Origin of the sequence: Cryptosporangium phraense, assembly GCF_006912135.1 — a bacterium.
GTDB lineage: Bacteria > Actinomycetota > Actinomycetes > Mycobacteriales > Cryptosporangiaceae > Cryptosporangium > Cryptosporangium phraense.
This window is the reverse complement of the sequence record NZ_VIRS01000023.1, coordinates 65,540-88,623: the sequence shown is the minus strand read 5'-3', so window position 1 is coordinate 88,623 and position 23,084 is coordinate 65,540. Positions and strand designations below refer to the sequence as shown.

Sequence of the window (23,084 nt, the reverse complement as noted above, 5' to 3'; positions counted from 1 at the left end):
AGCAGCTCCGATGACGGATGTCGACCCGGACGTAATGCGGTCGCTGCGCCAGCTGCTGTCGCGTCGGTCGGTGCTCCGTAGCGCCGGTGCCGCCGGCTTACTGGCGGCCGGCGGTCCATTGCTCGCAGCGTGTGGCACGAAGGGCGCCTCGAAGACCGAGGCCGACCAGGCGGCGTCCGCCGACCTTTCCGACAAGGACAAGGTGGTCAACTTCTCGAACTGGCCGCTCTACATCGACGTGGCCGAGAACGACGAGAAGGTGCACCCCACCCTCGACAAGTTCAAGGCGAAGACCGGCATCTCGGTCAACTACGTCGAGGACATCAACGACAACGACCAGTTCTTCGGCAAGGTCCGGGCCGACCTGGCCGCAGGCAACGACATCAAGCGCGACCTGATGGTGCTCACCGACTGGATGGCCGCCCGGCTGATCCGGCTCAAGTGGGTCCAGAAGATGGACGAGGCGAACGTCCCGAACAAGAAGAACATCCAGCGGTCGCTGACCGAGGTGGAGTTCGACCCGGAGCGCCAGTACTCGCTCCCGTGGGCCGGCGTCATGGCCGGCATCGCCTACAACACCGACGCGCTCGGCGGGACCGGCCCGGTCAACTCGATCACCGACCTGCTGACCCGGAAGGATCTGAAGGGCAAGGTCACCGCGCTGACCGAGATGCGCGACACGATGGGCCTGATCCTGCTCGACAACGGCGCCGACCCGGCGACGGTCACCGAGGCCCAGTTCGACGAGGCCCTGGCGACGCTCGAGGCCGCGGTCAAGAGCGGCCAGATCCGCCGCTTCACCGGGAACGACTACACGCAGGACCTCGCGGCCGGGAACGTCGCCGCGTGCGTCGCCTGGTCGGGCGACATCGTCCAGCTGCAGGCCGACAACCCGAAGATCAAGTTCGTGACGCCCGAGGCCGGCGCGACCCGGGCGAGCGACAACATGATGATCCCGAACAAGGCGGCTCACAAGAAGAACGCCGAGCTGCTGATGAACTACTACTACGACCCCAAGGTCGCCGCGGAGCTCGCCGCCTACGTCAACTACATCTGCCCGGTCGAGGGCGCCCAGGACGAGGTCGCGAAGACCGACCCCGACCTCGCGAAGAACGAGCTGATCTTCCCGAGCGAGGCGACGCTCGAGAAGCTGCACACGTTCAAGCCGCTGGACGACGCCACCGAGCGCTCGTTCTCGGACAAGTTCTCGAAGGTCATCGGCGCGTGACCGCGGCGGGGACGGGGCGGGACCTCCGGCTGATCGAGGTCTCCAAGCGGTTCGGCACGATGACGGCAGTCGACAACCTGTCGCTCACGATCCCGGAAGGCTCGTTCTTCGCGCTGCTCGGCCCGTCCGGGTGCGGCAAGACGACGACACTGCGCATGGTCGGTGGGCTCGAGGAGCCCACCGAGGGCCGCGTCCTGCTCGGCTCCGACGACATCACGACGAAGAAGCCGTACCAGCGGCCGGTCAACACGGTGTTCCAGAGCTACGCGCTCTTCCCGCACCTGTCGATCTTCGAGAACGTCGCCTTCGGTCTTCGTCGTCGTCGGCAGTCCGAGGTCAAGCAGAAGGTCGGCGAGGCGCTGGAGATGGTGGAGCTGGCCGACCTGGCCCAGCGCAAGCCGATGCAGCTCTCCGGCGGCCAGCAGCAGCGCGTCGCGCTGGCCCGCGCGCTGGTGAACCGGCCGCAGGTCCTGCTGTTGGACGAGCCGCTGGGCGCGCTCGACCTCAAGCTGCGCCGTCAGATGCAGCTCGAGCTCAAGCAGATCCAGACCAGCGTCCGGTCGACGTTCGTGCACGTGACGCACGACCAGGAAGAGGCCATGTCGATGGCCGACACGATCGCGGTGATGAACCAGGGCCGGGTCGAGCAGCTCGGCGGCCCGGTCGAGCTGTACGAGAAGCCGGCCACGGTGTTCGTCGCGAACTTCCTCGGCCAGTCGAACCTGCTGGCCGGCACCGTGACCGGCCGGTCCGGCGGTGACCTGCTGCTCGACGTGTCGGGGTACCGGGTCGCGATGCCGGCCTCGCGGTCGGCGTCGTCGGGGAACCGGCTGTACGTGGGCGTCCGTCCGGAGAAGCTGCACCTGAGCCCGATCGGCGCGCCGGTGCCCGACCGGCACAACCGGCTCGACGTGCAGGTGATCGACTCCAGCTTCATCGGGGTCAGCACCCAGTACCAGGTGCGGACGCGCTGGGGCCAGGTGCTCTCGGTCTTCACCCAGAACCTGACGTCGGACCTCGGGCCGCGGCCCGGGCACGAGGTGCAGGTCCACTGGGACCCGGCGTCCGCGTTCGGGCTCGACGGCAGTCAGGACGCGCACGCGGGCGAGATCCTCGACCCGGAGCTCGGCGGGGTGCCCGTTCCATGACAGCTCGCAAGTCGACCGCGTACCTGCTGATCCTGCCCGGCCTGCTCTGGCTGGCGGTGTTCTTCGTCGTCCCGACCATCACGCTGATCAGCCAGTCGCTCCAGGAGGGCACGCTCGATCTCGGGTACTCGCTGACCTGGAACTTCGGCATCTACGCCGAGGTCATCGGCGACTACGGCCCGCAGTTCCTGCGGTCGCTGGTGTACGCCGGTCTGGCGACGATCGCCGCGCTGGTGATCGCCTACCCGCTGGCCTACACGATCGCGTTCAAGGCCGGCCGCTGGCGGAACGTGCTGCTGATCCTCGTCGTCGCCCCGTTCTTCACGTCGTTCCTGGTGCGGACGCTGGCCTGGAAGATCATCCTGGCCGACCAGGGTGTGGTGGCCGACGTGCTGCGCTCGATCGGTCTGCTGTCGTTCACCGACGACCGCCTGCTGGCGACGCCGATCGCGGTGGTCTGCGGTCTGACGTACAACTTTCTGCCGTTCATGACGCTGCCGCTCTACACCAGCCTCGAGCGGCTGGACGGCCGGTTGCTCGAGGCGGCCGGCGACCTGTACGCGAGCGCGTTCACGACGTTCCGCAAGGTGACGTTCCCGCTGTCGCTGCCCGGCGTGGTGGGCGGCACGCTGCTGACGTTCATCCCGGCGGCCGGCGACTACGTCAACGTCGAGTTCCTCGGTACGCCGCAGACCTCGATGATCGGCAACGTCGTCCAGAGCAAGTTCCTGGTGTCGCTGGATTACCCGGGGGCGGCCGCGCTGTCGGTGATCCTGATGGTCGTCATCATCTCGATGGTGCTCGTCTACGTCCGCCGAGCCGGGACGGAGGATCTGGTCTGATGGCTGCTCCTACTGGAACGCTGTGGGCCGGCGGTGAACACCGGGCTGCTCCGCCTCGGTCCGGGGCTTCGGCCGCGCTGGCTTGGGTTCGCGAGCACCTGGTGACGTTCGCGGGGTTGGCCGCTTTGGGCTACCTCCTGCTGCCGATCGTCATCGTGTTCGTGTTCTCGTTCAACAAGCCGGCCGGTCGGTTCAACTTCGCCTGGCACGAGTTCTCGCTGGACGCGTGGACGAACGTGTGCGGGATCGGCGGGATGTGCGACAGCCTGTGGCTGTCGATCCGGCTCGGCCTGGCCGCGACGCTCGGCGCCACCGTGCTCGGGACGCTGCTGGCGTTCGCGCTGGTGCGGCACCGGTTCCGGGGGCGGGGGCCGGCCAACCTGCTGGTGTTCCTGCCGATGGCGACGCCCGAGGTCGTGATGGGATCGTCGCTGCTTGCGCTGTTCGTGCAGGGCGGGATCGACCGCGGGTTCGTGACGCTGTTCATCGCCCACGTGCTGTTCTGCATGAGCTTCGTGGTGGTGACCGTCAAGGCGCGGTTGCAGGGGATGGACCCTCGCCTGGAACAGGCCGCGGCCGACCTGTACGCGACGCCGTACCAGACGTTCCGGCGGGTGACGTTGCCGCTGGTGTTGCCGGGCATCGTCGCGGCGGCGCTGTTGTCGTTCTCGCTGTCGTTCGACGACTTCATCGTGACGAACTTCAATTCGGGGAACCTGGTGACGTTCCCGATGTTCGTGTTCGGGGCGAATCAGCGTGGGGTGCCGCCGCAGATCAACGTGATCGGGTCGATCATGTTCTTCTTGGCGCTGTTCTTGGTGTTGGCGGCGCAGTACCGGACGCGGTTCCGGTTTCGGCGGGGGTTGGGGAAGTAGGTCGTGGGTTGACGCCCGTCGCTCTGGATTTCGGGGCGGCGGGCGTTCGCTTTGGGGGTTGGTGCAGTGCGTTGGTCGGTGGGTGGTGGCTCTGTGGGCGCGCAAGTGGGAGCGCGTTAGCGCGGAATGCGCGGTTTCGCGAGCGTGCGTCGGCGCGGAACGCAGGGGAGTAGTGGGCGCCAGGCGCCAGGATGGGGCGCCTGGGATGGGGCGCTGATAGGCGGCGCGGAAGCTGGGGCTCGGAAGCTGGGGCGTGGGGAGGCGCGCTCGGACTGTGGCGGTTGCGTCGGGCGAGTCGCGCGGAGCGCGGACAGGTCGGCGCCACGTGCGTGGTGCCGGGTTGGTGCGCTCATGGGGCGGTGTCGCCGGGGGCATCAGCGCGGGGTCGCGTGGCGGCGGGCTGATTACGTCGAGGGTGCTCATCGGCGCGGACCATGAGGGGCGGACCTCGAGTACGCGGCGGACACAGGCGCTGAGTGCGGAGGGCCGGGCCCCGCTGTCCAGGCCTGCGTAGTCGCGAGTGAGCGAGCGCGGAGGCGCGCGGGTGCGAGGGCGCGGGGGTGCAGGGGCGCGGTCGAGCGATAGCGCTGGGCGCGGGCCGGCGGAGGGCGGCGGCATGCGCTCCCCGCTGGCGCGGCGCGCGGGGTACTGGTGGTCGGGTGCGATGCCACGGGCGCGAGTGCGCCCAGCGTGGCTAAGGCCCGGGCTTCGCGTAGCTCGGCTGACCGCGACGGCGCGGCGGCAGAGCCGGGCGGTCATTGCGTTGCGATGGGGCTCGGCCTGGTACCGAGCCGCCCCGGGGTTCGAGGTGCGGGCCGTTCGGTTCGAGGCGCGGCCGTCGGTTCGAAGCGTGGCTGCCTGAGAGGGGCGCCGGGTGCGCTCACGCGGATCAAGGTGGCGCCTGGAGGTGAGAGTCCGGAGGCGCCAGAGCATGGTCGCGCGGTCTCGGCCGGACGGGGATGTGCAGCTTCCGGCTATCAGGAAGTCGCAGCCAAGGGGTGCGGGCACAGGCAAAGAGCTAGGTCCAGGCCATGGCAGAGGTCCAGACCGTGGCGCAGGTCCAGGCGCGGGCGCGGGCAGCGGCACAGGCCGTAGACACGGCCACGGGCCTAGGCACGGCCAAGGCGCGGCGCGCGGCCATGGGAAGCCGTGCGGCAGGAGCTCCGTATTACTGGCTGTGCGGAAGCGTCGGGCGCGACCCGTCGCGGGCAGGAGCGCGGTAGCGCTCGGTGCGGGCTCCGACGAAGCGTGGGCGGGAAAGGCAACCGGCGCAGGGGCTGCGCAGACCTGCGGCGTGAGGCGCACACCGGCTCGCCGCCCTCGTTCACGGCGCGCTGCCAGCGAAACGGCCCCAGAAACGCAAAAAGCCCCGCGGCAGCGGGGTTCGAACTGTGAGCACACCAGACGGGATGGCCGCCGGCCCGGGCGGCGGAACCAGCTACGCGCTCTTCACCTCGATCAAGTCATCAACCGGAAACCCAGCCTCGCCCAGGATCTCGGCGGCCCATCTCCAGCGATTGCACGGCCACTGCGGCGCATAGGCGCCCACCGCACACGTCAGCGTCGGGCACCGGCCCTTGTAGTCCGGCCGGTGCTGCTCCAGGAACAGCCTTGCGGTCTCGATCTGCTCGTCGGTCGGTCGCTTCATTCGATCACTTCCTTCGGTTCGGAACGGCCACCCACAGTATGGTCCCTCCCATACCAACGTGTCAACGAGTAATCGTGAGAACGACCATCGGTAGCGTCCGCCGCATGATCGATCCGCACGGTGACCGGGCTGTTTACCGCCAGCTGGCCGACCAACTGCGCGCGGAGATCGCCGGCGGCGAGTACGGCCCCGGCTCGGCGATCCCGTCCGAGACGACGCTGATGCAGCGCTACGGAGTCGCCCGCAACACCGTCCGGCTCGCGATGACGATGCTCCGCGAAGAGGGCCTGGTCGTGACCTACCACGGCCGCGGCACCTTCGTCCGGGACGCACTGCCGATCAGGAAGATCTCGTCGACCCGCTACAAATCAGCCGCCACCGCGGCTGCCGACGGCAGCCCGCAGGAACCTAGCGAGTACCGGGTCGAGGCCACCCACCAGGAGGTCCCGGCCGACGAGACCGTCGCCGACCTGCTCGGGCTCGATACCGGCACGCTCGTGCTAGAGCGCCGCATCCTGTTCTTCGACGGCTCGATGCCGCAGCAGCTGAGCTGCTCCTACGTCCCGCTCGACCTGGTCGCGGGCACCCCGGTCGCCGACGCGTCCAACGAACCCTGGGACGGCGGCACGGTCGCGGCGCTGGCCGGGATCGGCGTCACCGTGACCTCGATCCGCGAGCGGGTCCGGGCCCGGATGCCGCAACCGGAGGAGACCCGTTCGCTCAGCGTCGCGGTCGGCACCCCGATGCTCACCGTCACCCGGACGATGTTCGCCGGCGAGCGTCCGGTCGAGGCGGCCGTCGACATCGTCGTTCCCGGCGACCGGGGCGAGCTCGACTACCTGATCGACCTGACCTGAGGTTAACTCCTCGGGGACCGGGGACACGCCCTGTCATGGTCACCAAGGAGGACGCGATCATGACCGGCCGTGAGCTCGGGAGACCCGAGCGGAACGAGACCGAGGCGCAACGGCTCGACCGCAACATGGGTGAGCTCCTCCAGGAGCTGCGGGTCGCGCAGACCGGCGTCCAGATCCTGTTCGCGTTCTTACTCACGCTGGCCTTCCAGCAGCGCTTCGCCGACGTCGATGCGTTCGGGCGCTGGGTGTACATCTGCGCGTTGATCTGCGCGCTGCTCTCCAGCGGCTTTCTGATCGCGCCGGTCGGGTACCACCGGCTCGTGTTCCGGCGCGCGATGAAGGAAGAGGTCGTGCGCACGTCGAACAAGTTCGCGCTGGCCGGGCTCGCGTTCCTGTCGGTCGCGCTGGGTGGGGCGCTGACCGTCATCCTCGACGTGATGTTCAGCCAGGAGGTCGCGATGGCCGGCGGGATCGTCTCGCTCGGCTTCCTCGTCGTGCTCTGGTTCCTGATCCCCTGGGTCCGCGTCCGCGCCAAGCGCGGCGACTCCGGCGCCGAAGGCCACTGATCCTCGGTCGCGATCTCGCCCCGCTCGTCCGCGGCCAGCACCGCCACCGCCTACCAATTCACCCCGATATCGCCGTACCCAAATCTGCCCACAGCGAACGCCCCCGGTCGCGCCGGCACCCCGGGAATGATCGCAACGCTGTAAGCATTGAGCCGGGTGCACTCAACTTTCCGACTGCTAAGAGGTACGGCGATGGATCGATCCCCCGGCGGGCCGCGCGGGCCCGTCACCACCTTCACCCTGCCGGTGCTCCCGCTGGCCGACGCAGTCGTGCTGCCCGGAATGGTGATCCCGGTCGAGCTCGACGGCGAGGCCCGGGCGGCCGTGGACTCGGCCAAGGCAAAGAACCCCCAAGAGGACGCTCAACTCCTCATCGTCCCCCGCATCGACGGCAAGTACCACGAGGTCGGCGTCCTGGCGACGATCGACCAGGTCGGCCGCCTCCCCAACGGACGCCCGGCCGCCGTGCTGCGCGCCCAGACCCGGGCCCGCGTCGGCCAGGGGGTCAACGGCCCCGGAGCCGCGCTCTGGGTCGAGGCCACCACGATGCCCGACCGCATCCCGGCCACCGACCAGGAGAAGGTCGACACGCTCGCGGCCGAGTACCGCGAGGTCGTCCAGGAGATCCTGAGCCACCGCGACGAAGACACCCAGGGTGGCGGCTGGCAGATCGTCGAGATGATCCGACGGATCACCGAGCCCGGCGAGCTGGCCGACGTGGCCGGTTGGGCTCCCTACCTGGAGATCGACCAGAAGCTCCGCCTGCTCGACACGCCCGAGGTCGCGATCCGGCTGCAGAGCGTCCTCGACTGGGGAAAGAACCAGCTGGCCGAGCTGCAGGTCACCCAGACGATCCGCAACGACGTCCGGGAGTCGATGGAGAAGACCCAGCGGGAGTTCCTGCTGCGTCAGCAGCTGGCCGCGATCCGCAAGGAGCTCGGTGAGATCTCCGGCGACGACGACAACCCCGAGGCCGACCCACGGGCCCGCGTCGAGGCCGCCGACCTGCCGGAGAAGGTGAAGAAGGCCGCTCTCCGCGAGGTCGACAAGCTGGAGCGCACCGGCGACCAGTCGCCGGAGGCGTCCTGGATCCGCACCTGGCTCGACACGGTTCTCGAGCTCCCGTGGAACGTCCGTACCGACGACACGACCGACGTCACCGGCGCCCGCACCGTCCTCGACGAGGACCACGCCGGCCTGGACGACGTCAAGGACCGGATCGTCGAGTACCTGGCGGTGCGCAACCGCCGGGCCTCCCGCGGTCTGGAGATCGTCGGCGGACGGGGCAGCGGCGCGGTGCTCGCGCTCGTCGGGCCGCCCGGCGTCGGCAAGACGTCGCTGGGTGAGTCGGTCGCCCGGGCGCTCGGACGCAAGTTCGTCCGGGTCGCGCTGGGTGGCGTCCGGGACGAGGCCGAGATCCGTGGCCACCGGCGCACCTACGTCGGCGCGCAGGCGGGCCGCATCGTCCGGGCGATCAAGGAGGCCGGCGCGATGAACCCGGTCGTCCTGCTCGACGAGGTCGACAAGATCGGTGCCGACTACCGCGGTGACCCCGCGGCGGCCCTGCTCGAGGTGCTCGACCCGGCGCAGAACCACACGTTCCGCGACCACTACCTCGAGGTCGAGCTCGACCTGTCCGACGTGCTGTTCCTGGCCACCGCGAACGTCGCCGAGGCGATCCCGGAGGCACTGATCGACCGCATGGAGGTCGTCCGCCTGGACGGCTACACCGAGGTCGAGAAGGTCGCGATCGCTCGCGACCACCTCTGGAAGCGCCAGATCGAGCGCGCGGGTCTCGAGGACACCGACGTCACGATCGACGAGGACGCCCTCAAGCAGATCGCCGGCGAGTACACCCACGAGGCCGGCGTCCGGCAGCTGGAGCGCGCGCTCGCGAAGGTGCTCCGGAAGGTCGCGACGAAGCTGGCCAGCGACAATCCGCCCCAGACTCCGATAAGCATCGACACACTGACCGACTACCTCGGACGACCCCGGTTCCAGCCCGAGTCCGCGCAGCGCACCGCCGTCCCCGGCGTGGCGACCGGCCTGGCCGTCACCGGCGCCGGCGGCGACGTCCTCTTCATCGAGGCCAACGCCTCGCCCGGCACCGAGGCCAAGTCGGAGCCCGAGCTCGTCCTCACCGGCCAGCTGGGCGACGTCATGAAGGAGTCCGCGCACATCGCGCTCTCCTACCTGCGCAGCCAGGGCGACCGCTTCGGCGCCGACCCGGAGGACCTGCGCGGCCGGCGGCTGCACGTGCACGTGCCGGCCGGAGCGGTCCCGAAGGACGGCCCGTCCGCGGGCGTCACGATGGTCACCGCGCTCGCCTCGCTGCTGACCGGACGGATGGTCCGCGCCGAGGTCGGGATGACCGGTGAGGTGTCGCTGACCGGACGGGTGCTGCCGATCGGTGGCGTCAAGCAGAAGCTGCTCGCCGCTCACCGGGCCGGTCTGACGACGGTGCTGCTGCCGGCGCGCAACGCCCCTGACCTGGACGACGTCCCGGCCAGCGTCCGGGACGCGCTGACGATCCACCTGATGGAGGACGTGGCCGACGTGGTCGCGCTCGCGCTCGAGCCGGCCGAGACCGCGGCGAAGGCCGCCTGAATTACCCGCAAAGGGCGCCGAGAAACATCTCGGCGCCCTTTGCGGTGTCCGAGATGGCTAAGTATGTCCACTCAAGGTATAGAGAGAGCGTGTCCAACCCGCTGCAGGGGATGGGGCGTCCACTCGTGGGCGTCCTGCCGCTGTGCGTGCTGCCGATCGTTCCCGAGCACCTCGCGGTCGCGGTCTACTTCGCGACCACGTTCTGGCTGATCTGGCACACCCTGCAGGACCAGGTCGCCGAGATCGGCTACGCCACCCGTGGGGCTCCGGTCGTGCTGCTCGGGATCGCGATCATGCTGATGGGCGACGGCGTCCTCGGCGCCCGGCTCGCGGTCGGGGGCCGTCCCGACCCGATGCTCCTGCTCGCGGTCCCGCTGATCGGGCTGGCGATCGTCGTCGTCGGGCTGCTCCAGGTCGTCCGGGCGGTCCGGGTGGTCACCGGCCGGGGTGGGCTGATCGACGTCACGGTGGTCGTGTTCGGCGTCGGGACCAGCATCGCGACGCTGGTCGGCTCGCACCGCGTCGATCTGCCCGACGACCTCTCCGGCCGGCTCGCGGTAATCGTTCTCACCGTCGTGTCGGTCGTCGGCTGGGGCCTGATCATCCGGCTGCTGCTCGCGGCCGAGGGCCGCACCGAGACCGGGCTGCTGGTCACCGCGGTCGCGCTGCTGCTCGTCTCCAGCCTGGTCTGGTGGAAGCCCCTGTTCGAGGGCGGCGACCCGCGCTGGGGCCTGACGATCGCCCTCGCCGCCGGCACCACCGCGGCCTGCGCGTCCCGCTGGTGGACGCTGCACTCGGCCGGGCAGCCGGCCGGACTCGGAGTGGACCCCCGGATGCCGTTGTTCCTGCTCGCGGTCGTCGCGCCGCCGATCGCGCTGACCGTCGCGGCGCTGAACGCGACCCAGCTCGACCCGGTCCGCAACGTCGTGCTGCCGGCCACCGGTACCGCGGTGCTCTCGATCGCGCTGCTGCTCCGCGTCCACCGGCAGGCGCGCGAGTCGCAGCGCCGGGCGCTGCGCGACGCGCTGACCGGCCTGGCCAACCGGGCCGCGCTCACCGACGCGCTGGACGCGCTCCCGCCCGGCCGGCCGGCCCTCCTCCTGCTCGACCTCGACGGCTTCAAGGCCGTCAACGACGGCTTCGGCCATCCGGCCGGCGACGCGCTGCTCCGGTCCGTCGCGTCCCGGCTCGCCGCCGTCCTTCAGGCGGACGCTACGCCGGACGGCGCCGAGTACCTGTGCGCACGGCTGGGCGGGGACGAGTTCGCGGTGCTGCTCAGCCGGGCCGATCGGGAGAGCGCGGTCGCCCTGGGCCGGCGGATCGTCGACGTGATCGCCAGGCCCTACCCGATCGACGGCCGGGAGCTGTGCGTCACGGCCAGCGTCGGGATCCGCGCCCTCACCGGCGAGGCCGACGGAGCGCTGGCGTTCGTCCTGCTCCGGGACGCCGACCTGGCGCTCTACGCGGCCAAGCAGGGCGGCAAGAACCAGGTCGTCGAGTTCTCGGCCGACCTCGGCGCGGCCCACGTCGAGCGGGCGGCGCTGGCCGCCGGTCTGCACGAGGCCGTCGTGCGGGACGAGTTCGTCCTGCACTACCAGCCGGTCATGGACGTCGTGACCGGCCACGTGCACGGGGTCGAGGCGCTGCTGCGCTGGGTCTCGCCGAGCGGCGACCTGCTGCCGTCGACCGACTTCCTGGCCGTGGCCGAGAGCGCCGGGCTCAGCATCCCGATCGGCAACTGGGCGCTGCGCACGGCCTGCGCCGAGGTGCGCGGCTGGCACGAGCGGTACGGGGTCGTCGTCGCGGTGAACCTGGCCGCCCGGCAGCTGCGCGACCCCGAGCTGGCGGCCACGATCGCGAACGTCCTGGCGGCCAGCGGCCTGCCGCCGCACGCGCTGATTCTGGAGGTGACCGAGTCCACGGTCAGCGACGGCACCGGCTACACCGCGGAGGTCGCGGCCCGCCTGGCCGAGCTGCGCGGGCACGGCATCCGGATCGCGGTGGACGACTTCGGCACCGGGCAGTCGTCGCTGGCGCTGCTGCGTCAGCTCCCGGTCGACACGCTCAAGCTCGATCCCGCGCTGGGCCGGGCCGGCGACCAGGACGCGCGGATCTCGGCCCGCCCCGAGACCGAGGCCACGGTCGTGGACGCCGCGCTCACCCGGGCCATCCTCCAGATCTGCGAGACGCTCGGGCTGCGTGCGGTGGCCGAACGGGTCGAGACCGCGGAGCGGGTCGAGTGGCTCCGGGCGCTCGGCTGCCGGTACATGCAGGGCGATTTCTTCAGCCCGCCGCTCCCGGCCGACCGGGTCGAGGCCTTTCTGGCGGCCGCGCCCAGGCGCCGGCCCGCGGAAGACATCCGGACCGTCCCCAGTACGACCTGACCGGGTCCTCAGGTTCGCCCCACTCTGACCGTAGAAACAGGCATGCAGGGCGCAGAGGTGCACACCTCGCCCACCACCGATGGCCTGGTCGTACGGACCAGGGCCGGCCGGGCGACGCCGATCGAGGGCCCGTCCGCCGCCAGCGCGCTCGCGACCGCCGCGGACGCGAGCGCGTCGCGGACCCGCCGGACCTGGGTGGCCGGCTCCATCCTGGCCATGACCGCACCGTGGGTGCTCTGGGCCGTCCCCCCGGCCGGTCACGCGGCCTACTACCTGACGGTGGTCGCGGCCGCGGTCGTCGCGTTCCACCTCGGGGTCCTCCGGCACCGGCCGGTGCCCAGCTGGCCGTGGCACCTGATCGGGGCCGGACTCACGCTCCGGTTCAGCGGCCTGCTGGCCGCCACGCTGTGGCCCGGAGCCGCGCTCGTGCCCGGGTTCCCGCTCACCGTGCCGCTGGCCCTGCGGGCCGTCTCGTTCGCGGTCCTGGTGGCCGGGCTGGTCGCGGTGGTCAAGCGGTCCGGGCCCTACCGCACCCACCGGGTCGTCGACGCGCTCGCCGTCAGCTACGGCCTGGGGACGTTCGCCTGGCTGCTGTTCGTCGCCCCCTATCTCCGTGGGCTCCATTCGACCGACCGGACGATGGCGTTCGTGCTGGTGATGGGCGACTACGCGTTGCTGTCGGCGGCCGTGCTGACGGTCGCGGTCGCGGTCCGGCACGTCGCGCACCTCGTCGTCGGGCTGGCCGGGCTGCTGCTCGTGGTCAGCGACTTCCTGTGGTGGCTGGACGGCATCCGCCCGATCGGCAACGTGCCGACCACCGGACCCGGCGTGCTCGCGCTGAGCGGATACTGCCTGATGGCGGTGGCCGCCGCCCACCACACCGCGGCCGCCCGCCGGCTCGAGCGCGACCAGGACGTACCGACCGGCCGGCTCAGGATGGCGCTGTTCGGCGCCACCACGTTCGCCTACCCGGCGTTCGTCCTGATCTCGAACGTCGACGGGCGACCGATCGCGCCGCTGATCGACATCGCCTACCCGGCCGCGATCACCACCGCGTTCTGTCTCTACCTGGCGGTGCGCAGCGCCGGCCTGGCCCGGGACGCCTACCGGCGGGAGCAGGAGCAGGCGGCGCAAGCCGCCGCGCTCGGCGCGGCGCTGGCCGAGCAGCAGGCGCTGCAGAGCCAGCTCACGTTCCGCGCGCTGCACGACCCGCTGACCGGCCTGGCCAACCGCTCGCGGCTCACCGAGGCCCTGGAACGGACGCTGACCGGGGCGAGCGCCACCCACCCGTACGCGATGCTGCTGCTCGACCTGGACGGGTTCAAGGACGTCAACGACACCCACGGGCACCCGGTCGGCGACGAGCTGCTCGTCCAGGCCGCGGCCCGGTTCGGCGCGGTGCTCCCGCCCGGGGCACTGCTCGCCCGGCTGGGCGGCGACGAGTTCGCGGTGCTGCTGGAGGACGTCGACGAACACGAGTGCCTGGCGCTGGGCGAGCGCCTGACCGCCGCGCTGCGGGAGCCGTTCCGGCTGGCCGGGCACGACCTGTACCTGACGACGAGCGTCGGGCTGTACGTCGGAGCCGGTCCGGACGCCCCGAGCGACGTGCTGCGCAACGCCGACCTCGCCCTGTACGCGGCCAAGAACGCAGGGAAGAACCAGGTCGTCCGCTACCGGCCGGAGCTGCAGACCGCGCATCTCGAGCAGGTCGAGGTGCTGGCCGGGCTGCGCCGAGCCGTCGCCGAGGGCGAGTTCGTGCTCGAGTACCAGCCGGTCGTGGACCTGGTGACCAGCCGGATCACCTCGGTGGAGGCACTGCTGCGCTGGGACGCCCCGGGCCGGGGACGGATCTCGCCGGCCGACTTCGTGCCGGTGGCCGAGGAGAGCGGCCTGATCATCCCGATCGGGGCGTGGGTGCTCGGCCAGGCCTGCGCCGACGCCAAGGTCTGGCACGAGCGGTTCGGCATCACGGTGGCGGTGAACGTCGCGACGGCCCAGTTGCGCCACGCGGACTTCCTCACGACCGTGCTGGGCGCGCTGCGGCACGCCGGCCTGCCCCCGCAGGCGCTGGTGCTGGAGATCACCGAGTCGACGATGATCGCGGCCACCGCGTCGGAGATGCAGCTCGTGGTGAGCCGGTTGGAGGACCTCCGGTCGCGCGGGATCCGGGTCGCGATCGACGACTTCGGCACCGGGTACTCGTCGCTGTCTTACCTGCGCAAGCTGCCGGTGGACATCCTGAAGATCGACCGCGCGTTCAGCATGGACGACCCGGACGGCGCCGAAGGCCAGGACGCGGCGCTCACCAGGGCGATCGTGCAGTTGTCGCGGTCGCTCGGGCTGTCGACGGTCGCCGAGGGCGTCGAGAGCAGCGAGCGCGCGCAGGTGCTGCGTGACCTGCAGTGCGACCGCGCCCAGGGGTTCCTCTACTCCCAGCCGATCGCCGCACCGGCCCTCGACGAACTGCTGGCCGAGCAGACCGCGCGCACCCCACGGTGAGAACCGGTAACGAGAGCCGCGCGGCGACGTGCCCGCTCACCACGGCCAGGGCCGCGTTCCAGCCGATCGTCACCTCGTTGGTCGCCCACGAGCCGGGATCGTCGATCCAGCACTTCTGCGGCGGCGCGGTGGCCAGCTCGGCCGCCGCGACCGGATCTTCCAGCCCGCTGTTCGGGCCGCCGACGACGACGCCGGGCGGTGCCGGCGGGTACGACGGGTCCACCGCCTGGGCGTAGAACCGGTGGTGGGGCCGGGACGCCGCCCGCGTCCCGTACCCGGTCACCTGGCTCACTCCGGACGCGTTCCGGCCGAGCAGATGGTCGAGGCAGGCGAGCTCGCCGGCGAAGTAGCGGTGGTCACCAGTATGGTCGGCGGCCGCGCCGAGCGTCAGCGCGTGCGCGAGCACCCGCGCGTTCGAGCCCCACCCGTAGTGCCCGTCGTCCGGGGCGTACGGCGTCCCGTGGCCCTGCGCGTCGATCGTCGCCAGCAGCTCCGAGCCGACGGTGGCCAGCGCGGCCCGGGCGGTCGTCGCGGCCGAGGCGGCCGTCCAGCCCGAGCTGAGCGCCTGCGTCAGGAGGCCGAGCGGAACCACCGACCGCCAGTCGAACCCGGTCCGCAGCGCCTCGATCGGGTCGAGCCCGGCCTGCAGCATCGCGTACCGGTACTCCTCGGCGCCGGTCAGCGCGGCCAGTTCGGCCGCGGCCCAGTAGCGCTCGTCGCGGACGTCGTCGTCGTCGTACGGACCGCCGCCGGTACCGTTCGCCTCCGCGACCGTCGCGTACACCACCGGGTGGTGGGTCGCGGCCCGCCAGGCGATGTCCGACACGGTCCGGCACCGGCCCGCGAACGCCGGGTCGTGCACCTCCCACACCCGCGCGGCCTGGGCCGCCACCGCGGCCAGCCCGTACGTCGCCGCGGTGCTCGGGGCGCGCGCCATCCGGGGCTCCGGGTCCTGGTCCGGACGCATCGGCAGCCCGGTCCAGCGGACGTCGTGCACCGCGTGGAACACCAGGCCGGCCTGCGGGTCGGTGAGCGGCAACTGGGCGTCGAGCAGGAACTCCAGCCCCCACCGGGCCTCGTCGAGCAGCTGGGTGTCGCCGGATCGCTCGGCCGCGTGCTGCAGCAGCCAGACCGTGACCGCGGTCGTCACCGCATACTTGCCGTGGTCACCGGCGTCGTACCAGCCGCCGCGCAGGTCATGGCCCCGGCAGCCGAGCAGGAACCGGCGGCGCGGGCAGTCGGGGCGCTTGCACGGCACCGATCCGTCGCCCCGGTTCGGCGGGACGTCGACGTGACCGGCGGGACGTCCGGCGACCAGCGTGCCGCTGCGCTGCAGCCCGATGAACCGGGCCGCATCCGCGGCCAGCGTCCGGTAGGCGTCCGCGGCCGCCCGGCCGAGCGCGAACGGCGGGCTCTCGACGTCGTCGACGACCAGTTTCCAGCCGGTGCCCTCGCCGCTGACCGGCGGAGACGTGAGCGTGTGGACCACCTCGCCCGCGGCCCGGTCGAGACCGTGCGGGCGGGTCGTGCCGGCCGCGGTGGTGCGTCCGGCCGGATCGCGCAGCGCCCAGGCCCGGGGCCGGTCGACGTCGGTGACGACGGTGGCGCGCAGAGGCCACCCGGCCGGATAGCCGAGCTGGTTCACCCGCACCGCCCGCGTCGTCATTCGTCCGCGAGATCTTCCTCGTCGGCCGAGCCGGACGCACCGGCCCAGTCCTGACGACGGACCTCGTAGCAGGCGATCGCCGCCGCCGTCGCCACGTTGAGCGACCCGACCCGGCCGATCAGCGGCACGTACCCGATCGCGTCGCAGCCGGCCAGCCCGGCGGTCGAGATCCCGCGCTCCTCGTGGCCGAGGACCAGGCAGACGTCGGTCGCCAGGTCGAGGTCGGCCAGCGGCGACGCCGGATCGGCGAGCTCGATCCCCACGACGCGATAGCCGTCGTCCTTCGCGGCCTGGATCGCCGACTCGATCGTCGGATGCTCCGACCACTGCAGGTACCGGTCGGTGCCGAGCGCGGTCTTGGCCGCCTTCGGCGCCCGCGGCGAGACCGACGAGCCGGAGAGGTACAGGTGGTCGACGCCGAACGCGGCCGCCGACCGGGTGATCGAGCCGACGTTGTACGGGTTGCCGACGTCGTCCAGCAGCAACGCCAACCGGCTGCCGCTGCGCCGCCGCCAGGTGCGGTGCAGACGCTTGAGCTCCGTGCCTCGAAGCTGATGGATCACGCTTGCTCTCTCGTTCGAACCGCCAGAATTCGATACCCCTTGCGGGAGGCTAGCCGGTCGGTCGGGAAACCCTCGCCCTCCAGCCACTTGTGCAGCGAGTCGGCCCCCAGGTGCCGCTGCACGACCAGGTATGCGACCCCGTCCGCGGTCAGCCGGGGCAACCACCGGCGCAGCATCCCGTGCAGGACCGGCTTTCCCACCTTGATCGGTGGGTTCGACCAGATCGTGGCGAAGCGTACGTCGTCCGGTATCCCGTCCGGTCCTTCGATGCGGACGTTGGGGGAGCTCGCGGTGTTGAGCCGGGCCAGTTCCCTGGCGCGCTCGTTGACGTCGACGCCCCAGACGCGCGCGTCCGGAGCCCGGCGGGCGAGGGTCACCGTGATCGGGCCGTAGCCGCAGCCGAGGTCGAGCAGGTCGCCGGTGGGCGGCGGAGCCGGCACGGACTCCAGCAGCACGAGCGTGCCCGCGTCGACCGCGGTGGGGGAGAAGACGCCGGTGTCGGTCGTCAGGCCGACCTGCACGTCACGCAGGGCCAGCCGCACGTGCCGGGGCGCGCTCTCGGCTTTCGGCTGCGCGGAGAAGTAGTGGTCGGACACAGTCCGCTCAGATTACTGGGTCCGGCGGGGCGTCGGGTCGAGGAAGACCTCGCGCAGCGCCGGGATCGCCTCCTTCAGGCGCTGCTCGGCGTTCTCGGCGGTGCGCTCGATGTCGTCCGAGCCGGTGTCGGTGAAATCGACCTTGGCCGCGACCAGCAGCTCGTGCGGCCCGAGGTGCTGGGTGTAGAGCATGACGACGTCGTCGACGCCGGGCGTCTCGTTCAGCGTCCGCCGGATCAGGTCCTGGACGGCCGGCGCGGCCGAGCGTCCGACCAGGTAGGAGGCGTTGTCGCGGCCGAGGGTCACCGCGACGAAGGCGAGCAGGACGCCGATGACGATCGACGCGATGCCGTCGAACAGGCCGCTGCCGGTGACCTCGGTGACCACCAGGCCGAGGGCCGCCACCACCAGGCCGACCAGGGCCGCGGAATCCTCGAACGCGACCGCCTTGAGCGCGGTGTCCGGAGTGCGGCGCAGGTAGCGGGCCGGATGCATGCGGGAGCGCTTCGCGCCGCCGCGGACCTGGCGGATCGCCTGCCCGAGCGAGATCGACTCGATGACGAACGCGACCGCCAGGACGATGTAGGAGACCAGGTAGTCGCCGGCCTCCTCGCCCTCGATGATCGTGTGGACGCCCTGGTAGATCGAGAACACCGAGCCGGCCGTGAACGTGGCCAGCGCGGCGATGAACGCCCAGAAGTAGTGGGCCTGGCCGTAACCGAACTGGTGCTGGTCGTCGGCCGGCCGCTCGCCCCGCTTCACCGCGGTGAGCAGCAACACTTCGGTGATCGTGTCGGCCATCGAGTGCGCGGCCTCCGACAGCATCGCCGACGAACCGGCCAGGATGCCGCCGACCGCCTTGGCGACCGCGATGGCCAGGTTCGCCGCACCGGCGACGACCACAGTCAGCGTGCTTTCACCACCCTCGTTCGCGGTGGTGACGTCGGGGGCGTCGATCGTGGGGGTCTCGCTCACGGGCGGTGTATTGCCGATCGATGGGGGGTGCAACCGTGAGTAGGGCCTCGGGAGCCCGGATTTCTGTCCGGCCGCTACGGTAGGAAGCCGTAGTCGGTGTCGAACGGTGGCGGTGCGTAGGCGCCGCGGAAGGGTCGGAACGCTGTGCGAGTCACGGGCTTGGGCCACGCGAGTGCCTTGATCGAGACCGCTCACGGCAGCGTGCTCTGCGATCCGTGGGTGAACCCGAGCTACTTCGGCTCGTGGTTCCCGTTCCCCGACAACTCCGAGCTCGACTGGGACGAGATCGGCCAGGTCGACTACCTCTACGTCTCCCACCTGCACCGCGACCACTACGACCCGCAGAACCTGAAGCGGATCTCGAAGTCGGCCACCGTGCTGCTGCCCGAGTACCCCACCGACGAGCTGCACGACGCGCTGCGCGACCTCGGGTTCACGAAGATCTTCCGGACGACGAACGGCGAGGTGCACGACCTCGACGGCCTGAAGGTCATGATCCAGGCGCTGATCTCGCCGACCGACGGCCCGATCGGTGACTCGTCGCTCTACCTCGACGACGGCCACCAGAAGCTGCTCAACCAGAACGACGCCCGCCCCACCGAGCTGTCGGCCTTCGCCGAGCTCGGGCACGTCGACATCCACATGCTCCAGTACTCCGGGGCGATCTGGTACCCGATGGTGTACGAGCTGACCGACCACGCCAAGCAGGTGTTCGGCGAGCAGAAGCGGGCCCGGCAGTTCGACCGCACGATCCGCTACATCGACGACCTCAAGGCCAGCTGGATCGTCCCGATCGCCGGCCCGCCGTGCTTCCTCGACGAGGAGCTCTGGCAGTTCAACGACTTCGGCACCGACCCCGGCAACATCTTCCCCGACCAGCAGGTCTTCCTCGACCACATGGAGGAGAAGGGGTACGACAACGGGGTCCTGCTGCTGCCCGGGTCGGTCTGCGACTTCGGTGCCGACGGCGCCCCGGTGGAGCACCCGTACGACCCGTCCAGTGTGTTCGGTGAGAACAAAGAGCCGTACCTGCGGGAGTACCAGCAGCGCAAGAAGGGCGTGCTGGAGGCCGAGAAGGCGTCCTGGTCGCACCCCGAGATCGACCTGTTCCCGGCCCTGAAAGAGTGGATCGAGCCGCTGCTGCCGCAGGCCGAGGCCATCTCCGCGGGCATCAACGGCCCGCTGCGCTTCATCGCCCAGGACGCCGAGCGCGGCGACGTCGACCTCGTGATCGATTTCGTCGAGCACGAGGTCCGGCTGTTCGACGGCGAGCGGGCGCGGTACCGGTTCACCGCGCCGCGGAACCTGGTCGAGCACCTGGTGGCGATCCACGAGATCGACTGGGTGAACAGCCTGTTCCTGTCGTGCCGGTTCAGCGCGGCCCGGGTCGGCCCGTACAACGAGTTCGTCTACGCGTTCTTCAAGTGCCTGGGCGAGGAGCGGCTCACCTACGTCGAGGGCTGGTACGCCGAGCAGAGCACCGACGACGAAGACTGCGAGCTCGACGGCTGGACCGTGCAGCGCCGCTGCCCGCATCTGAAGGCCGACCTGACCCGGTTCGGCAAGATCGAAGACGGCGTTCTCACCTGCCAGATGCACGGCTGGAAGTGGCGGCTGAAGGACGGGTCGTGCCTCACGTCGGTGGGCCACCCGCTGCGGAGCCACCCGGCCGGGGAGCCCGCGCCGGCCGTGCCAGCAGTGGCGCCGGGCGCCGAGTCGTAGGTGGCCGTCGTGGCCACGGTCCGGCGGGCGCGCCGGACCGGGCTGGCCGCGCTGTTCCGGCGCGCGCCCGCCGAGGCCGACGGCCCGTCGGTGGAGTTGGGGCCGGGCTTCTTCGCGGTGCTCGCGCGCGCGCCCGAGGGATGGACCCGGACCCTCGACGCCCTGCCGCCGTCCGGTGAAGTGGTCTGGGGACCCCTGGAGATCCGGATGGCCGTGACCGAATTGAGCAGGATCTCGCCGTACGCCGAGTCCGCGGCCGAACAAGCGGAATTCAACGCTTTCCGCGAGCTGGTTGGCTCAGTGCCTTCGGATTCAGAGCTAGTGCTGCGTAATTAACGCCGTTATCGTGGCCGCATGCGCGTGCTTGTCATCGGTGCCGGTGGGGTCGGAAGTGCGGTCGCGGCCATCGCCGCCCGCCGAGAGTTCTTCGAGACGATGGTGGTGGCGGACTACTCCTTGGCCCGAGCTTCGAATGCGGTACCGGCTGACGCCCGGTTCACCGCGGCCGAGGTGGACGCATCCGACCAGAGCGCCGTCGAGGCGCTGATCGCCGAGCACCGGATCACGCACGTGCTGAACGCGGTCGACCCGCGGTTCGTGCTGCCGATCTTCGCCGCGGCCCAGGCCGCGGGCGTCGACTACCTCGACATGGCGATGTCGCTGTCGCGGCCGCACCCCACCGCACCGTATTCCGAGACCGGCGTCCTGCTCGGCGAGGAGCAGTTCGCGGCTTCCGACGCCTGGCGCGACGCCGGGCGGCTCGCGCTGGTGGGCATCGGGGTGGAGCCCGGGCTGTCGGACATCTTCGCCCGCTACGCGGCCGACCACCTGTTCTCGGAGATCGACGAGATCGGGATCCGCGACGGCGCGAACCTGGTGGTGACCGACGATTCCGGAAACGAGATCTTCGCGCCGTCGTTCTCGATCTGGACGACGATCGAGGAGTGCCTGAACCCGCCGGTGGTGTGGGAGGCCGACCGGGGCTGGTTCACGACCGAGCCGTTCAGCGAGCCGGAGATCTTCGACTTCCCCGAGGGAATCGGGCCGGTCGAGTGCGTGAACGTCGAGCACGAAGAGGTGCTGCTCGTCCCGCGCTGGGTGAAGGCCAAGCGGGTGACGTTCAAGTACGGGCTCGGCGCCGAGTTCATCGGGGTTCTTCGCACGCTGCATGCTTTGGGGCTCGACAAGACGGAACCGGTCTCCGTGAAGGGCGTCGAGGTGTCGCCGCGGGACGTCGTCGCGGCCTGCCTGCCCGACCCGGCGACGCTCGGCGACCGGATGAGCGGCAAGACCTGCGCCGGCACCTGGGTGACCGGTACCGGCGTCGACGGACGCCCGCGCGAGGTGTACCTGTACCACGTCGTCGACAACGCCTGGACGATGGCCGAGTACGGCGCGCAGGCCGTGGTCTGGCAGACCGCGATCAACCCGGTCGTGGCGCTGGAGCTGCTGGCCGCCGGCACCTGGTCGGGGAACGGCGTGCTCGGCCCGGAGGCGTTCGACGCGGTCCCGTTCCTGGACCTGCTCACCGCGTACGGATCGCCGTGGGGGCTCCGAGAGCAGCGATGACCGCGCCGGCGGCGGCCGCGACGGTCCGGGCCGGACGCAGCTCGGCCCGGCTCCAGCAGTGCTCGTGCCGCCGCCCACAGGCCAGCAGCCCGACGACGTTACCGGCCGAGACCAGCGGGAACAGTACCATCGAGCGGGTTCCGGTGGCGGTGAGCCAGGCCTGCTCAGCGGTGTCCGGCGCGACCGGGCCGGCCAGCACCTGACCGACGGCCCGCTCGTCCACGACCTGGCGGGCGACCGGGGCCCGGGACAATGGCCACGAGCCCTCGTACTCCAGCCGGCGTCCGTCGAGCACGGCGAGCCCGACCGTCGAGCAGCCCAGCAGCGTCGCCGCCCCGGCCAGCACCGCGGCGGCCTCGCGATGCGTCCGGACCTCGGCCAGGGTCTCGAGCACCTCGGCGAGGTCCAGCAGCTGTCCCGGCGCCGGGCCGGAATGCCCGAGGGCCGAGCCGGAGTGCCCGGGGGTCGGGCCGGAGAGCCCGCGGGCCGGGCCGGAGAGCCCGCGGGCCGGGCCGGAGAGCCCGGCGTGGCAGGCCTGCCGGGCGATCGGGTCGACGGCCGCGAAGTCCGCGGTCGGCTTCCCGATCACCCACCCCTGCCCGAGCCCGACGGCCAGGTCGGTGACGACCGTGAGGTCCTCGACCGTCTCCAGGCCCTCGGCGCAGACCCGGGAGCCGGTCCGCGCCCCGAACTGCACGATCGCCTCGACCATCGCGGCCTTCCGGGGCTCCCGGCTCACCCCGGTGACGAGCGCCCGGTCGAGCTTGAGGACGTCCGGCGCGACCTCGACGAGCCGGCGGAACCCGGCGTACCCGGCGCCGACGTCGTCCACCGCGATCCGGGCGCCCCGCTGCCGGAGCCGGTCGAGCGCCGTGTGCAGGGCGGCGCTGTCGTCGGCCAGTTCGTGCTCGGTGACCTCGACCTGCAAACCGGTGAGGTCGTCGGGCAGCACGGCCTCCAGCTCGGCCGAGCCGAGGACGCTCGGGCTGACGTTGACCGACAGCACCGTGCCGGGTGGCCGGGTGGCGCCCAGCCGCAGCGCCTCGGCGACCGCGCAGGCCTCGAGCGCGGCCCCGACGCCGCCGCGGTGGGCGGCGGCGAACCAGTCGTCGGGGGTCGCGGCCGGGAACTGGCGGAACCGCGCCAGCGCTTCGTACCCGGACAGCGTTCCGGAGACCAGGTCGAGGATCGGCTGGGCGAAGACGACGGGGCTCCGGTCGTCACCGCCCGGTCCGATCCCCGGCCGGTTCCGGTCGGCGAGCAGTCGCCGGACGTCCGCGGGACCCGGGCGGCGGCCGCTCGCTCGCCGGGGTTCCGGGGTTCGGCATCCCACCGCGGG

Annotated in this window: 17 protein-coding genes and 1 pseudogene; 12 read left to right on the top strand and 6 right to left on the bottom strand. The window is 71.4% G+C overall.

Annotation, left to right across the window (positions count from 1 at the left end; translation table 11 throughout):
• Positions 1-10 precede the first annotated feature (10 nt).
• Genes FL583_RS28305 through FL583_RS28290 form a run of 4 tightly spaced genes read left to right on the top strand, consistent with a single transcriptional unit; the run spans position 11 to position 4,093 of the window.
• Positions 11-1,228 carry a polyamine ABC transporter substrate-binding protein gene (locus FL583_RS28305; protein ID WP_205752529.1) on the top strand — a complete coding sequence of 406 codons (1,218 nt, stop codon included), beginning with the start codon at positions 11-13 and terminating at the stop codon, positions 1,226-1,228.
• A complete protein-coding gene (locus FL583_RS28300) occupies positions 1,225-2,376 on the top strand; it encodes an ABC transporter ATP-binding protein (protein WP_205752528.1) in 1,152 nt (383 codons plus the stop codon). The genes FL583_RS28305 and FL583_RS28300 overlap by 4 nt, the downstream gene beginning before the upstream one ends.
• Entirely contained in the window at positions 2,373-3,218 is an 846-nt protein-coding gene (locus FL583_RS28295) for an ABC transporter permease (protein ID WP_142707886.1), read from the top strand. Before FL583_RS28300 ends, FL583_RS28295 begins: the two co-directional genes overlap by 4 nt.
• Positions 3,218-4,093: an ABC transporter permease gene (locus tag FL583_RS28290; RefSeq protein WP_142707885.1), complete on the top strand. Its 876-nt coding sequence runs from the start codon at positions 3,218-3,220 to the stop codon at positions 4,091-4,093. Before FL583_RS28295 ends, FL583_RS28290 begins: the two co-directional genes overlap by 1 nt.
• Positions 4,094-5,531: 1,438 nt before the next feature.
• On the opposite strand, the gene FL583_RS28285 is transcribed toward FL583_RS28290, so the two are convergent.
• Positions 5,532-5,741, bottom strand: a complete 210-nt coding sequence (locus tag FL583_RS28285; protein WP_142707884.1) for a hypothetical protein — start codon at positions 5,739-5,741, stop codon at positions 5,532-5,534.
• Positions 5,742-5,845: 104 nt separating this feature from the next.
• On the opposite strand from FL583_RS28285, the gene FL583_RS28280 reads away from it, so the two are divergent.
• The 5 genes from FL583_RS28280 to FL583_RS28260 all read left to right on the top strand — a co-directional run bounded on the left by FL583_RS28280 (position 5,846) and on the right by FL583_RS28260 (position 14,654).
• Positions 5,846-6,598, top strand: coding sequence for a GntR family transcriptional regulator (locus FL583_RS28280; protein ID WP_170323908.1), 753 nt, complete (start codon positions 5,846-5,848; stop codon positions 6,596-6,598).
• Between the two features lie 35 nt (positions 6,599-6,633).
• Entirely contained in the window at positions 6,634-7,164 is a 531-nt protein-coding gene (locus FL583_RS28275) for a DUF6328 family protein (RefSeq protein WP_205752527.1), read from the top strand.
• Positions 7,165-7,356: 192 nt separating this feature from the next.
• Entirely contained in the window at positions 7,357-9,771 is a 2,415-nt protein-coding gene (gene lon / locus FL583_RS28270; RefSeq protein ID WP_142707882.1) for an endopeptidase La, read from the top strand.
• An 89-nt stretch (positions 9,772-9,860) separates the two neighbouring features.
• On the top strand, positions 9,861-12,155 hold the full coding sequence (locus tag FL583_RS28265; protein WP_142707881.1) for a putative bifunctional diguanylate cyclase/phosphodiesterase: 2,295 nt from the start codon (positions 9,861-9,863) through the stop codon (positions 12,153-12,155).
• Between the two features lie 42 nt (positions 12,156-12,197).
• The gene (locus FL583_RS28260) at positions 12,198-14,654 is read left to right on the top strand and encodes a putative bifunctional diguanylate cyclase/phosphodiesterase (RefSeq protein WP_142707880.1); all 2,457 of its coding nucleotides are present in this window, start codon (positions 12,198-12,200) and stop codon (positions 14,652-14,654) included.
• Positions 14,655-14,703: 49 nt separating this feature from the next.
• Here FL583_RS28260 and FL583_RS28255 read toward each other — a convergent pair.
• From FL583_RS28255 to FL583_RS28240, 4 genes and pseudogenes are all read right to left on the bottom strand, one after another.
• A pseudogene (locus FL583_RS28255) lies at positions 14,704-16,320 on the bottom strand (glycoside hydrolase family 9 protein); the annotation flags it as partial.
• Positions 16,317-16,883, bottom strand: a complete 567-nt coding sequence (locus FL583_RS28250; RefSeq protein ID WP_205752526.1) for a TrmH family RNA methyltransferase — start codon at positions 16,881-16,883, stop codon at positions 16,317-16,319. The gene FL583_RS28250 and the pseudogene FL583_RS28255, both read right to left, overlap by 4 nt.
• Positions 16,880-17,479: a class I SAM-dependent methyltransferase gene (locus FL583_RS28245; protein WP_142707878.1), complete on the bottom strand. Its 600-nt coding sequence runs from the start codon at positions 17,477-17,479 to the stop codon at positions 16,880-16,882. The genes FL583_RS28250 and FL583_RS28245 overlap by 4 nt, the downstream gene beginning before the upstream one ends.
• Before the next feature lie 12 nt (positions 17,480-17,491).
• Complete coding sequence (locus FL583_RS28240) at positions 17,492-18,454, bottom strand: cation diffusion facilitator family transporter (protein WP_205752525.1); 963 nt, start codon at positions 18,452-18,454, stop codon at positions 17,492-17,494.
• A 144-nt stretch (positions 18,455-18,598) separates the two neighbouring features.
• On the opposite strand from FL583_RS28240, the gene FL583_RS28235 reads away from it, so the two are divergent.
• From FL583_RS28235 to FL583_RS28225, 3 genes are read left to right on the top strand one after another with little or no spacing between them, the layout of a single operon-like run.
• Complete coding sequence (locus FL583_RS28235; RefSeq protein WP_142707877.1) at positions 18,599-20,176, top strand: Rieske 2Fe-2S domain-containing protein; 1,578 nt, start codon at positions 18,599-18,601, stop codon at positions 20,174-20,176.
• Between the two features lie 9 nt (positions 20,177-20,185).
• Positions 20,186-20,512 (top strand): hypothetical protein, encoded by a 327-nt coding sequence (locus FL583_RS28230; RefSeq protein ID WP_142707876.1) that lies wholly within the window; start codon positions 20,186-20,188, stop codon positions 20,510-20,512.
• An 18-nt stretch (positions 20,513-20,530) separates the two neighbouring features.
• Positions 20,531-21,745 carry a saccharopine dehydrogenase family protein gene (locus FL583_RS28225; protein WP_142707875.1) on the top strand — a complete coding sequence of 405 codons (1,215 nt, stop codon included), beginning with the start codon at positions 20,531-20,533 and terminating at the stop codon, positions 21,743-21,745.
• Here FL583_RS28225 and FL583_RS42545 read toward each other — a convergent pair.
• Positions 21,702-23,078 (bottom strand): EAL domain-containing protein, encoded by a 1,377-nt coding sequence (locus tag FL583_RS42545; RefSeq protein WP_170323907.1) that lies wholly within the window; start codon positions 23,076-23,078, stop codon positions 21,702-21,704. The genes FL583_RS28225 and FL583_RS42545 overlap by 44 nt on opposite strands.
• Positions 23,079-23,084 lie beyond the last annotated feature (6 nt).

What these genes read in the sequence shown, in the direction of transcription:
- FL583_RS28305 (WP_205752529.1), top strand. Translation starts at nt 11, where the DNA reads ATGACGGATGTCGACCCGGACGTAATGCGGTCGCTGCGCCAGCTGCTG.
- FL583_RS28295 (WP_142707886.1), top strand. Translation starts at nt 2,373, where the DNA reads ATGACAGCTCGCAAGTCGACCGCGTACCTGCTGATCCTGCCCGGCCTG.
- FL583_RS28290 (WP_142707885.1), top strand. Translation starts at nt 3,218, where the DNA reads ATGGCTGCTCCTACTGGAACGCTGTGGGCCGGCGGTGAACACCGGGCT.
- FL583_RS28285 (WP_142707884.1), bottom strand. Translation starts at nt 5,741, where the DNA reads ATGAAGCGACCGACCGACGAGCAGATCGAGACCGCAAGGCTGTTCCTG.
- FL583_RS28280 (WP_170323908.1), top strand. Translation starts at nt 5,846, where the DNA reads ATGATCGATCCGCACGGTGACCGGGCTGTTTACCGCCAGCTGGCCGAC.
- FL583_RS28275 (WP_205752527.1), top strand. Translation starts at nt 6,634, where the DNA reads ATGGTCACCAAGGAGGACGCGATCATGACCGGCCGTGAGCTCGGGAGA.
- lon (WP_142707882.1), top strand. Translation starts at nt 7,357, where the DNA reads ATGGATCGATCCCCCGGCGGGCCGCGCGGGCCCGTCACCACCTTCACC.
- FL583_RS28260 (WP_142707880.1), top strand. Translation starts at nt 12,198, where the DNA reads ATGCAGGGCGCAGAGGTGCACACCTCGCCCACCACCGATGGCCTGGTC.
- FL583_RS28225 (WP_142707875.1), top strand. Translation starts at nt 20,531, where the DNA reads ATGCGCGTGCTTGTCATCGGTGCCGGTGGGGTCGGAAGTGCGGTCGCG.